Consider the following 12,399-nt stretch of genomic DNA (forward strand, 5'->3'; position numbering starts at 1 on the left):
CAAAAACAAACAGAGCCAATGAATAAACATTCGCTCTGTTGTGTATCCTTTTTCTTTTCTCACACAGACGTGGATTTCGGTTGAGACGTGTTCTTCTGTTTAAATTTTGCCCCCAGGAAGTTCGTCCCAATCACCCCGATAATAATCATCACTGCGCCAATGAGATGGTAGTATGCCAGTTGTTCCTGCAAAAAGATAACGCCTGCCACGATGGTAACCAGCGTAGACAAATTGTTAAACACGCTGAGTTTGGATGCCTCCATCTTGGACAAGGCAAAGTTGGTCATAAATGACGTCATGAGCGAGGACAGTATCCCCAAAAATACAATCGAGATGATAAAGGCCGAGCTGGCGAAAGGGGCAAAATACGTGGATAAAGTCCCCTCTGTACTATGGCGAATAACTGACCAGCCGTTAAAAAACACAAATCCGAGTAACGCCACCATATACGTCATGTCTATATAATGAAAGGACTTGGTCATTTTTCTCGCCAGAACACTATACCCCGCCAAAGAAAACGCGGATAACAGGATGAGAATGGTACCGATACTGCTCCCTGAGCCTGCGCTTACACCCAGCCCCTTCATTGCAAAAATGTACACGACACCTCCGACGGATAAAAGCGTGGACAGCTTTTGCAGCCACGTAGAAGACTCTCCCAAAAAGAATGCCGCCATGATCATGGTAAAAATCGGAACGGTTGCTTGAATAATTCCTGCTTCCGACGAAGTGGTATACACCAGTCCAAACGCCTGAAGGGTAAAGAACAGAATGGGGTACAGCATGGCGAGCGGTATAATCGTGAGCATGTCTTTTGGCTTGATGGACAGCTTGATCCACCCAAACACGATCGGGATGGATGCGGCGATAAATGCCACGGTAAAACGGTGTGCCAAAGTATCAACCGGATTGGTTACAGCAAGTGCCATTTTCAGAAACAAAAACGACAAGCCGGTAATCCCTGCATTCAGTAATGCCGCAAGAATCGCTTTTTGTTGGTCTTTCATCGCATGTATCTCTCCTACTGGGGACTTTTTACAGACGGCCGTCTTAGGTTAATAGTAATGGGGGAGCAATCGTGCTACAATGCAAAAAAGGAGTAACTGTACCGATACAAATTCGGCGTAAGGGAATGTTTTTTGGATGCACAAATATTTGCAGCTTCAAAATGAACTTGAAACGTTGATTGAAAGCCTCTCCTATCGAGACGGAGACCGACTTCCCTCCATTCGGGAGCTCGCCTCTCGCTACCAATGCAGCAAGAGTACTGTTATCCGCACCTTGGATGAGCTCGAAAAGCGTCATCTCATCTACTCGGTCGACCGAAGTGGCTACTACGTCGTGAAAAAGCAAAGGAAGATACAACCCGCAGATACGTCGACAATCGATTTTGCGACCTCTGCTCCCGATCCTGACCTCTTTCCTTACATCGACTTTCAACATTGCATCAATAAAGCGATTGAAACCTATAAAAACGATCTTTTCATATACGGAACCACCCAAGGCTTGCCATCGCTCATTGCTGTCGTTGCCAAGCTGCTTGGGAATCATCAGGTTTTTACGGACCCGGGCAATATTTTCATTACCTCCGGTGTCCAACAAGCTCTATCCTTGCTGTGCAGTCTTCCTTTTCCAAATGGCAAAGAAACGATTCTGATTGAGCAGCCCAGCTACCATCTTTTCATTGAAAGTTTGCAAGTACGCAAGCATCCTGTCGTCGGGATCAAGCGCACTGCCCAAGGAATCGATTTAGAAGAGCTGGAGTCTATTTTCCGCACGGGAGATATCAAGTTTTTCTACACGATGCCTCGCTATCATAGCCCTCTCGGTACGTCGTACAGCCGAAAGGATAAGCAGCGTATTGTGGAGCTTGCCCAGAAGTACGACGTCTATCTCGTGGAAGACGATTACATGGCAGACCTTGAGCATGACAGCAAAGCCGATCCCCTCTTTGCCTATGACCGCTTTTCTCGCACGATTTATGTAAAAAGCTATTCCAAGATTATTTTTCCCGGGCTCCGTCTGGGTGTAGCTGTTATACCGGATGTGCTAAAGGATTCCTTCAACCAACACAAACGACTCATGGATATCGACAGCTCCATGCTATCTCAAGCGGCGCTGGAAATTTACCTAAAAAGTGGAATGTTCGAGCGACACAAGCAAAAAATACGCAGTTCCTATCACCGGCGATCCAACCTGCTGATGGCGTCCTTGAACCATTTTGCGGCGAATGAAGATCATCTGTTCACCTTTCAGCCCCTTGCATACCCAGGGATTCATACGCACATTGTGTTGACCGATTCCATCCCGGTTCCTGCTGTTATCAGCCAGCTCAAAAAACGTTCGATCCTTGTGGATACTGCCGACAAAAATTATTTGGAGGGCTTTCCGCAAGAAAATATGTTGAAGCTGAATGTGTCCTATGCCAAGGAAGCAGTGATTGAGCAAGGGATTGACGTGTTGATGGATGTGTTACGTCGCATGCACCGTTAACCTGTCCGCCTTAAGTCGTAGATCAAATCCGACGAGAGTGCGTTTTTGGACAACAACGAAATCTCGATAATGAAGCTATTGAGTGCATTCAAAAAAACCAAGGCGAACGTGAAGAATTGTTGAGTAACCAGAAAACGATCTACATCGTATTATCAGATAGATACAGGAACATGGTTTACCGTTGCATAGTAAGTGAATCCCAATTCAAAAAAATTCGTTCCAAAGTCAGCCAGTTTGAAGTAGAATCGCATCTATACACATAAAATTTACCTGGTACGATCCGACTCGATTGAGTTGATGACTGGCAGTTAACGATAGAATGACAAAGGAGAAATAGATGTTTCAGAACATTTTAGATTTCTTAATGGAATACGGCTATTTGGGAATGTTCATTCATTCTTTTGCAGACGCAGTCATCTTCCCCGTTCCTGCCTTCTTTCTTCAAGTGCCACTCAGCCTCGTTGATCCTTCGCAGGCATTGTGGATTGCAACGGTAGGCTACATTGCTTGTCTCATAGGGACTCCCGTCGGTTATTTAATCGGTAAAGTACTAGGCAAATCCGTTCTGTACAAAATCCTCAAAAAGGAATGGATTGACTCTGCAACAGAGATGTTTCAAAAGAAGGGCGAAGTCGCGATCTTCATCGGTTCGTTTACACCGATTCCGTTTAAAGTATTTACAATCATGTCGGGTTGCTTGAAATTCCCGTTGTGGAAGTTGATCGGGTATGCCGCAATTGGACGGGCTGTCAAATTTTACGCAGTCGGATTCTTGTTTTATTTTTACGGTAAAATGGCGGAAAATATGGTCCATAACGTTTCTCTCTATATCTTTCTCACCGTGGTGCCGCTCATCTTGATCGGGTTATGGGTGAAGAAAATCGTCGCCAAGCGCCGCCAGCTGAAAATGGAAAGTGCTGGCATCAGAAATGGCATCAATGAGAAAGTCATGAATGAATAAATAAGACGATTTCAAAAAGCAAAGAAACCCCGATCGGGGTTTCTTTTTTTACGACTGTTATCCTTTTTTCACACGAATTACATTATCCTCGACATCAATGACCATAGCTGTCACATTGTCTTCTTCCATCACTAGGTCCGCAATGCCATCCTCGACGTATTGCTGAATCACGCGACGCAATGGACGTGCCCCAAAGGAAGGATTGTAGCCCAGCTCAGCCAGCTTTTCTTTTGCGGCATCTGTCACGCTGATCTCCATTCCTTGCTCAGACAGATTGCCCTTGACATCTTGCAGCAGCAGATCGACGATTTTGACCAAATCCTGTTTTTCCAGATGGGCAAAGGAGATGATCGAGTCGAAGCGGTTCAGGAACTCCGGCTTGAAGTACGCTCCCAGAGAATCCAGCACGGTGACAGGCTCAGGCGCCTGTGCTCCAAAGCCAACGGAGATTTTACGCTCGCTCACACCAGCATTGCTCGTCGCAATGATAACCGTCTCCTTAAAATTCACCGTACGGCCTTGACTGTCTGTCAGACGACCATCCTCCAGAATTTGCAGGAACATGTGCATCACGTCCGGGTGTGCTTTTTCAATCTCATCCAGCAGGATAATGCTGTACGGGTTGCGGCGTACACGCTCTGTCAATTGACCTGCTTCTTCATGACCGACGTAGCCAGGAGGAGAACCGATCAATTTGGATACCGAGTGCTTCTCCATGTACTCGCTCATATCGAGGCGGATCATCGAATCGCGGGTACCAAACAGCTCCTCTGCCAGCGCTTTGGACAGCTCTGTTTTCCCTACGCCAGTCGGACCGACGAACAGGAAGGAAGCAATCGGTCTGTTTTTCGGTTTCAGGCCTGCACGACTGCGTCGAATCGCCTTCGCTACTTGTGTGACTGCCTCGGATTGACCAATAACTTTTGCTTCCAAATGGGCCGCCAGGTTCTTCATTTTCATCTGCTCATCACTTTGCAGCTTGGTTACCGGAATCCCGGTCTTTTGCTCGATCAAGGCTTGGATGTCTGTGACGTCAACCTGGACGCGTTGCTCCGTGCCTTCGATTTGATCCAGCTTCTCTAAAATACCCGCTTCCTCGTCTCTCAAACGGGCAGCTCGTTCGTATGCTTCTTGCTCCGTCGCTTCTTTTTTCTCCTGATTGATTTGCGCCAGCCGCTCATGCAGCTCTGTCGTATCAACCGTCGAGGATCTCAGATTCAAGCGCGAGCCCACTTCATCCATGAGATCAATCGCCTTGTCAGGCAAGAATCGATCCTGGATGTAACGATGGGAGTATTCCACGGAGGCACGGATGACATCATCCGAGTAAGCGACTTGGTGGAATGCTTCGTATTTCGGACGCAATCCTTTTAAAATCTCGATGGCTTGTTCTACGGTTGGTTCCTTGACCATAACTGGCTGCAGGCGGCGCTCCAGAGCAGCGTCTTTTTCAATGACGCGATACTCTTTTAGCGTAGTTGCCCCAATCAATTGCAACTCACCGCGAGCCAGTGCAGGCTTCAGGATGTTCCCTGCATCCATGGAGCCTTCCGCAGAGCCTGCTCCCACCAAGAGATGAATCTCATCCACAAACAGGATGACGTTTTTGCGTTTCTGCAGCTCGGCAATTACTTGCTTCATTTTTTCCTCGAACTGTCCACGTATTCCCGTCCCTGCCACCAGAGAGGCGACATCTAAAATGTACACCTGCTTGTTTTTCAACTTGGTCGGTACTTGCCCTTCCGTAATGCGCAGAGCCAGGCCTTCCGCAATCGCCGTCTTCCCGACGCCTGGCTCCCCGATCAGAACTGGATTGTTTTTGTTACGTCGGTTCAAAATCTCAATCACACGCTCGATTTCTTGTTCGCGTCCAATCACAGGGTCAATCAGTCCGGCACGTGCCGCATCGTTTAGATTACGGCCCAGGTCATCGAGGATGCCTCCACCGCGCTCTGGTGATTGTTGCTGCGGTTGGCCTGAAGACTTGCCTGGATTCACCCGACCTTGGGCAAAGCCTTGCAGGAACTCATCCAGTCCAGAGAAGGAGGAGAAAGGACTAAAGCCCATGCCCACTCCCATTTTATTAGTTAGCTTTGTTTTGCAATCCTGGCACAGATCGTACTTTTGTTGCTGATTTTGTACACGTATATGAACAGTCACAGTTGCTTCACGTTGTTTGCAGATTTCACAATGCATATTCAATCCCCCCAAAAGCTTTGTTTTGGAATTCAGAAGATCTTTGACCTTTTCTGACCTTCGTTGACTTTATTATAGTTTGACCTTCTTTGACTTTCAAGAGGGATTGTATGGTTTTTTAAACTTTGCTCTTTTTCAGGTAGGGAACGATTGAAAGTAACCCGATTACAGCTAAACAAGCACCTACCCACAATGGTGAAACAAGTCCATAGCCACTGCTGATTCCGATCCCACCTAAAGAAGAACCAATGGCAACTCCCAATGTAATAAAGGAAGTATGTACCGTGTTTACCATCGTCCCACTGCCTGCTGTTTTCATAACGCGTGCAATCATGGCCGGATTCATCGCTACGCCCGTCAACCCAATCAGAACAATGGACAGCACTGCGATCCATTTATTTTCGGCACCTACCGCAAACAGAACCAATGCCCCTAGGAGTATGCTTAATCCCGTTACAAGGATTCGCATGGTAAAACGATCGGCAAGTCTGCCAATCACGCTATTTCCGATCACGGTCGCGATACCGTAAAGGGCAAGCAAATACGGGATACTCGCATCCGAAAATGCCGTTACACCGGTAAGAATCGGAGTAAAATAACTAAACGCTGCGAACGTACCACCAATGATCAGCATACTCGTTGCATACGCGGCCCAAAGGTGTGGATTTTGAAAACTGGCAAGCTCATCCTTTCCATTCATCTGGTCTCTTTGTGCAGAGGAAGGGAGCATCCATTGAATCAAGATCCCTGATAATAATACGGCTACCGCAACAGCCCAAAAGCTCATTCTCCAGCCGAAATATTGTGCAATCACGGTTGTCAGAGGGAGCCCGATGACAGTAGCAATCATTAAGCCTGCCAAGACAATCGAAGCAGCCTTTCCCCGTGAATGAGGGGGAACCAAGCTGGCTGAAATACTGACGGAGATACCAAACGCTGCGGATGAAGCGATACCCGTTAGGATACGAGCAAGCATCATCGACTCGTAATTCCAAGCTATTGCCCCTAACGCTTGACCAATAAAGAAGACGGCAACCAAAGAAAGCAGCGCTTGTTTTCGGCGAATATGCAAGAGAGTTGCTGTCAGGACGGGACCTCCTATCACCATTGCCCCCGCATACGCCGTAATGAAATACCCGATGGATGGGATCGACACGCCAAAATCATCGGCAAGTTCATTCATCATCCCAGCCACCATAAATTCAGAAGTCGTCATCGCAAAAATCGCTACCGCTAACAAATAAATAATCGACGGCATTAAGGAACACTCCTTATCTAATTATTGTAACAATCGGTACAAAAATCACTCAAAAAAAGAGCGCATTACGCGCCGAAGATAGATTCTATCGTGCCATTCATGATTTGTTCAGCCAATGTCCGATTCTGTGTGGATGTATTCAACACACGAAAGCCGTAGTAACTGCTTAAAAATAAGCTTGCCAAATCCACCGCAGATCGTTTTTTGGAGATTTCGCCCGTTCGCAAGCCTTCCTCCATCACTTTTTCCATGGTCTGCTTCAGAAGTTCAACATGTCTGGAGACAATTTCTTCAATCTTGGGATCTTCTTTTGCCCGTTCCAATCCCGCATTGATCAGCAAACACCCCTTTGGATTCGTAGATTCAAAGTCTTCCACCAATGCCCAAGCCAAAAAATTTTGCAACCGTTCTTTCACAGAACCCGGACTCTCCAATAATGCCCGCTGTTCACGAAGCCCGGTATCGTGATAGTGTTCCACCACTGCGAGATACAGGTCCTGTTTGCTGCCAAACGTATTGTACAAGCTGCCTTTCCCCAGTCCAGTATCACTGCATAAATCATGTGTAGAACAACCATTGTAGCCTTTTGACCAAAATGTTTTCATAGCCACATCTACGATGGACGCGTAATCAAAATCACGAGGTCTGCCGCGTTTGCTCACCGGAATCCTCCTTTCGTTTCCAACTGTTATGGAAATCTTACACATTTTGTACCGCTCGGTCAACAAATGAACTATCCGCAACTGTAACTACGCATAAAGAAAAAACCTATTTTGAAAATCATTTCTCAAAATAGGCTTGCTCATTGATTATATTCTCTCTAAATCAGTTACTGTTTTTTCGTTTACTTGATCTCCAGTATTCAGCGTCGACTTTGGTTCAAGCAATAATACATGAACCTCTTCCTCTGCAACTGGCATATGCTCTACCCCTTTTGGAACAATGACAAATTCCCCTTCGTTTAACCAAATATCTTTATCCCGAAACTTGATAAGCAGTTTCCCTTTCACTACTAAAAACATTTCATCCTCATTTTCATGCTGATGCCAGACAAACTCTCCTTTTAATTTGACTAGCTTTACATAGGAGTCATTGATTTCTCCTGCAATTTTGGGACTCCAATGCTCATCGAATAACGAAAATTTTTCAGCTAAATTGACCTTTTCCACCATTTTCCCCTCCATTAAAAAGAGTATGCCTGTACTTCATCAAAAGTAGGCAGGGATGGCTGCGCACCATTCCTTGTAACGACAATCGCTGCGACTTTGCTGGCGAAAGTGGCCGCTTCGGTTTCGGTCATTCCTTGTGTGATCCCAACCGCAAAAGCTGCCGTAAATGAATCGCCTGCCGCAGTTGTATCCACTGGCTCTACGCGGAAAGCAGGGATATGGGTCGCCTTATCGGCGGTGACTAAGAGAGCGCCCTTTTCCCCCAACGTCACGATGACGCGCTTTGGTCCACCAGACAAAAGCTTTTTGGCAGCAGCATGCACTTCGTCTATCGTGGATACAGGCATTCCTGTGAGAATAGAAAGCTCTGTTTCATTTGGGGTTAAGGTATGTACATGAGTTAATAGCTCGCTGGATAGCTTGCGTGCAGGTGCCGGATTTAAAATGACCAGCTTGCCGAGTCGAGCCGCCTCTTTGACTGTATATTCCACGACAGGCATCGGGATTTCCAATTGGAGCAATACGACGTCGCTGTCCTTTAAAATAGACAAATGGTCTGCAATATGCTCTGTGCTGACGAGCGCATTCGCTCCTGGAACAAGCACGATGTTATTTTCCCCATCGTCACTTACATTGATAAAAGCCATGCCTGTCGTACCTGAGCATTTGATCCCCTCTATGTGAACGTGCGCATCTGTTAGCCCTCCCAGCATAACTCGGCCGTTCTCATCCTCTCCTACCATTCCAATCATGGAGACATGCCCACCCAGGCGAGACGCTGCTACCGCCTGATTCGCTCCCTTTCCACCCGGGATCAGCTCGAAGTGATGGCTTGCGATCGTTTCTCCTGCTTTGGGTAAATGATGTACATGGGTTACGAGATCCATATTGATGCTTCCTACTACTGCGATTTTCACGACGAGCCCTCCTAGCTAATCTCGAACATGATGATTCGGTCGGTTACAAAATAGTGCTTTTCATTCAAGAAGTCAACGTATTTTCTCGGGATTGTTCCTAAGACTTGGAGCATAGCACATCTATTCGATATAATGAACCAATCTTCTATCATCCGGAGGTAACCAGATGGAGCCGATTATCCAACATCCTTGGAACATTGATGAGCAAGAGGCCATCAACTTACAACGACAGCTAGCCCAGCAAGTAAAAAAAGAAGATCAACTCGCGGACGTACGCTTTATCGCCGGGGTAGATGTCGCTTATCATGCCGAGTCTGATTTGTTAGTTGCTGGTGTCGTGATCCTCGACGCCACTTCCCTGCAAGTCGTCGAGTCTGTCGTCATTCAAGACACCGTCGAATTCCCGTATATTCCCGGCTTATTCTCTTTTCGAGAGCTGCCTCCGTTGGTACGTGCATTCAAGGGGCTCAAAACAACACCGCAGCTCGTCGTCTGCGATGGGCAAGGAATCGCTCACCCGCGAAGATTCGGACTCGCCAGTCATTTGGGCGTCCTGTTTGACATTCCTACCATTGGCTGTGGAAAAACGAGACTGCTAGGAGAATACGAAGAACCAGCACAGGTAAGAGGTGCGTATTCCCCTTTGCTCGATCAGGGTGAAATCATCGGCGGAGTCTTGCGCACACAACCGAATATCAAACCGATATTCGTCTCAATCGGGCACGGAATCTCTTTGCCAACCGCATGCGCATGGATCACCACGCTCTCACCCAAATATCGTTTGCCCGCAACCACACGCCAAGCGGATCAACTCGTGAATAAAGTATCAGCGGAGTTAAATAGCAGCCGCTAATGGAGTGTCGGCCATACATTCACATCGTGCTCGTCCAGAACTGCTTCAATCTGATCTCCTTGGAAAACGACAATGTAGCCTCGTGGCAGAGCCATCGCCTGCAAAAGAGAGGGACGTAGCTCTAGCAGTTGGTAAACGTAGTATGACTTTAGCTGGTCACTGTCTACTTCGCCTTCCACAGGCCCAAGATACCACCCGGAGTCACCTTTTCGAACATCCTCTGCACGCTGCAAATAGACGTGTTCTTGTTCAAATGCACCTTTTGCCACCACAATTTTATCTTGGAACAAAGCAGCTTCCCCTTCTGCTCGCACCGTTTGCAAGCAGTTGTTTTGCGCCATTTGCACGACCAAGGACACAGTCAGGTCAGAAGTTGTTTCGGAAAAAGGGTTCGCCCCGTAGTCGGGTGCCATGATCTCCATACACCCATCCCGTTCGAAAACCAGCAGGATGGTCCATCCTACCTGAATTTTCGCACCGTTCTTGATCGGACCCATCTCGTCTTCTACATCAGAGAATACGTCCAACAGAAAGTCTGCTTGCTTCACCAAAAAATCTTGGCAGGTCACGACAAATGTACGGTTATGAATCTGTTTGGAGCGTTGGCAGAGTCGGGTCTCTTTCTCAACTGACATGTACCTCTCCCTTTCTGCATGATCGGAATTGCTACTATCTTCAGGATAACACGAATAGGAGAAAACCTCCGTGTAAAAAAACAAGGCATGTTCCTCCTCGGTGATTCGAGTTGGAATATGCCTTGTAGTGGCCTTTGTATCGTCCCTTATTGCCCTTCCATGCCGATTAAAATAAACGTGATAATTGCGGTTATCGTACCAAATACGAAATATAAACCAAAAAGAATCGCCATTAACAACAAGCCGGCTTTTGCCCAGTTTTTACGATTCAGATTCCCATCTGAACCAAAAGCCCACACAAATAACAAAACAATATTCGCGATCGGAATCATCATGAACAACGAGACGATTATCCAATCTTTCATCGTCATGACCTTTTCGTTTTCCGCTACGCTTCCTTCCACATGCGTTTGGTGATCCATTCTATACCCTCCAGATTTTTTGCCAATCCACCGTTCTCGCTATTGTTCAACCGATGCTCCAATGAATGCCAAGATCAGAATAAAAAAGAATACGCATAAGTACAACCCGATGCAAACGCCCATAATCAGCAAGTTCGCTTTTGCCCAGTTCTTTCTGTTTAGATTGCCTTCACTGCCAAATGCCCAAACGAAATACATCACGAGATTGACCACGGGCACCATCATAATTAAAAAAGTAATCAACCATTCCTTGACCGACATGACCCGCTCATTTTCAGGCACGCTCACTTGCATTTGCTGTTGATGTTGCTGCTGTTCCAATTGGAAACCTCCCTGTTCTGTCATGATCAAACGTTCTCTACCCGCAGCGTGCGAATCAGCGCATGGGCCAAAGGCTGCCACACGAGCACTTCCTCAGACTCAAAATGAAAACTCCCGAGAAGTGCCCGCCCGTTTACTGATGTCGCGAACAAGATTTGATAGTAGGTTTTGTCCTCGACCGGGATAATGAATTCGCTGCAGGCAACTCTGCATCCATCCAGCTCGATCAGCTCATGATGTACAACCTGCAAGCCTGCCTGCGCCTTTTTGACTTGTGCTGTCATCGCCTGCACAAACGGTTCTACGCCGCTCATCGTCAACGGATGTGCCATATGATTCATGCCGAGCATGACCGCGCTCTCTTCCTCTTTATAGGAAATCTGCTCGTGCTGAGAATTCCCGCCGCTATTTGACCCGCGTCCCCTCGGCATGAGCTGCATCGAACGGGGCAGCTGAATGCCAACCTGCCCGTCAAAGAGGAGATTCTCCGCGAATTCGAATCTGCGTCCTTCGTACTCCAGGCAGCCTTTTCGCACGCCATCCAGACACTCGGCAAGCGTCAATTTCACCTGCTGTTCTTCCATTTCAGCGAGTTGACGCCGTGCCTGGATACTGTTCCATACATCCAAAATCTTTTCATCCCAGTAGATCGTCATAGCTCCCTCCGCAGTGCCTGCTCTACTTTTTGCAAAACAAATCCGTTCAAGCTTCTGCGAAGGAAGCTTTCCGCAGCATCCAGACTCACCACGATATACGGCTCCAAGATCCCTTGAACTTTAAAGAAATGATGTGCCTTTATCTTATCGGTATCTAATACAAGTCTCTTTACCGTTCCATTCAAATGAAACGCAGTCTCCATGGAAAGGCAATCTACAGCAGGTACTTGCATGACCCAGTAGACGTTTCGCAGGTTGGTTTCACTGTCAATCAAATCGACGCGCTTCCATTGTACGCTCGGATTGTATTTGGCAGTAATGGTTTTCATCCGCTCCGAAATCATCGGCAGTGGCTTTTCCAACCAATCTGTGTAGGCGTGGGTACCATCCGCGTTGACCTCAAGAACGGATATCGGCGGGAGTTGCTCGAAGGTGTTTTCCTTTTGCAGCCCCAGACCCGCTGGTACAACCTTTTGAGCGATTCGACTGTCATCTGCTAGCAAATAATAATCGCGCAT

The 12,399-nt window shown here is 47.1% G+C and carries 14 protein-coding genes; 3 read left to right on the top strand and 11 right to left on the bottom strand.

From position 1 onward, the window contains the following. Positions 1-59: 59 nt before the first annotated feature. The gene (locus tag KB186_RS21245; RefSeq protein WP_232774316.1) at positions 60-1,007 is read right to left on the bottom strand and encodes a DMT family transporter; all 948 of its coding nucleotides are present in this window, start codon (positions 1,005-1,007) and stop codon (positions 60-62) included. Between the two features lie 136 nt (positions 1,008-1,143). Here KB186_RS21245 and KB186_RS21250 point away from each other — a divergent pair, with 136 nt between their 5' ends. Both KB186_RS21250 and KB186_RS21255 read left to right on the top strand, forming a co-directional pair. Next, positions 1,144-2,493, top strand: coding sequence for an aminotransferase-like domain-containing protein (locus tag KB186_RS21250; RefSeq protein WP_232774317.1), 1,350 nt, complete (start codon positions 1,144-1,146; stop codon positions 2,491-2,493). Between the two features lie 337 nt (positions 2,494-2,830). Further along, entirely contained in the window at positions 2,831-3,454 is a 624-nt protein-coding gene (locus KB186_RS21255; protein ID WP_232774318.1) for a YqaA family protein, read from the top strand. A gap of 57 nt (positions 3,455-3,511) precedes the next feature. On the opposite strand, the gene KB186_RS21260 is transcribed toward KB186_RS21255, so the two are convergent. The 5 genes from KB186_RS21260 to rbsK form a co-directional block, all read right to left on the bottom strand. Continuing rightward, on the bottom strand, positions 3,512-5,650 hold the full coding sequence (locus tag KB186_RS21260; RefSeq protein ID WP_221868033.1) for an ATP-dependent Clp protease ATP-binding subunit: 2,139 nt from the start codon (positions 5,648-5,650) through the stop codon (positions 3,512-3,514). A 118-nt stretch (positions 5,651-5,768) separates the two neighbouring features. Continuing rightward, the gene (locus KB186_RS21265) at positions 5,769-6,908 is read right to left on the bottom strand and encodes an MFS transporter (RefSeq protein WP_232774319.1); all 1,140 of its coding nucleotides are present in this window, start codon (positions 6,906-6,908) and stop codon (positions 5,769-5,771) included. Positions 6,909-6,973: 65 nt separating this feature from the next. After that, entirely contained in the window at positions 6,974-7,570 is a 597-nt protein-coding gene (locus tag KB186_RS21270; protein ID WP_173610773.1) for a TetR/AcrR family transcriptional regulator, read from the bottom strand. Between the two features lie 147 nt (positions 7,571-7,717). After that, positions 7,718-8,080, bottom strand: a complete 363-nt coding sequence (locus KB186_RS21275) for a cupin domain-containing protein (RefSeq protein ID WP_217367201.1) — start codon at positions 8,078-8,080, stop codon at positions 7,718-7,720. A gap of 11 nt (positions 8,081-8,091) precedes the next feature. Then, positions 8,092-8,994 (bottom strand): ribokinase, encoded by a 903-nt coding sequence (rbsK, locus tag KB186_RS21280; RefSeq protein WP_173610772.1) that lies wholly within the window; start codon positions 8,992-8,994, stop codon positions 8,092-8,094. 166 nt (positions 8,995-9,160) lie between these two features. Here rbsK and nfi point away from each other — a divergent pair, with 166 nt between their 5' ends. Then, entirely contained in the window at positions 9,161-9,847 is a 687-nt protein-coding gene (gene nfi, locus KB186_RS21285) for a deoxyribonuclease V (RefSeq protein WP_221868031.1), read from the top strand. Here nfi and KB186_RS21290 read toward each other — a convergent pair. The 5 genes from KB186_RS21290 to KB186_RS21310 all read right to left on the bottom strand — a co-directional run bounded on the left by KB186_RS21290 (position 9,844) and on the right by KB186_RS21310 (position 12,399). Beyond that, complete coding sequence (locus KB186_RS21290) at positions 9,844-10,482, bottom strand: immunity protein Imm33 domain-containing protein (protein ID WP_173610770.1); 639 nt, start codon at positions 10,480-10,482, stop codon at positions 9,844-9,846. The two genes, nfi and KB186_RS21290, sit on opposite strands and share 4 nt — an antisense overlap. A gap of 146 nt (positions 10,483-10,628) precedes the next feature. Next, the gene (locus KB186_RS21295) at positions 10,629-10,904 is read right to left on the bottom strand and encodes a hypothetical protein (RefSeq protein WP_173610769.1); all 276 of its coding nucleotides are present in this window, start codon (positions 10,902-10,904) and stop codon (positions 10,629-10,631) included. A 39-nt stretch (positions 10,905-10,943) separates the two neighbouring features. After that, entirely contained in the window at positions 10,944-11,225 is a 282-nt protein-coding gene (locus tag KB186_RS21300; protein ID WP_229088133.1) for a hypothetical protein, read from the bottom strand. A gap of 26 nt (positions 11,226-11,251) precedes the next feature. Next, positions 11,252-11,881, bottom strand: coding sequence for a hypothetical protein (locus KB186_RS21305; RefSeq protein ID WP_232774320.1), 630 nt, complete (start codon positions 11,879-11,881; stop codon positions 11,252-11,254). Continuing rightward, positions 11,878-12,399: an imm11 family protein gene (locus KB186_RS21310; RefSeq protein WP_173610766.1), complete on the bottom strand. Its 522-nt coding sequence runs from the start codon at positions 12,397-12,399 to the stop codon at positions 11,878-11,880. The genes KB186_RS21305 and KB186_RS21310 overlap by 4 nt, the downstream gene beginning before the upstream one ends.

This window comes from Brevibacillus sp. AF8, assembly GCF_021270385.1.
Taxonomy (GTDB): domain Bacteria; phylum Bacillota; class Bacilli; order Brevibacillales; family Brevibacillaceae; genus Brevibacillus.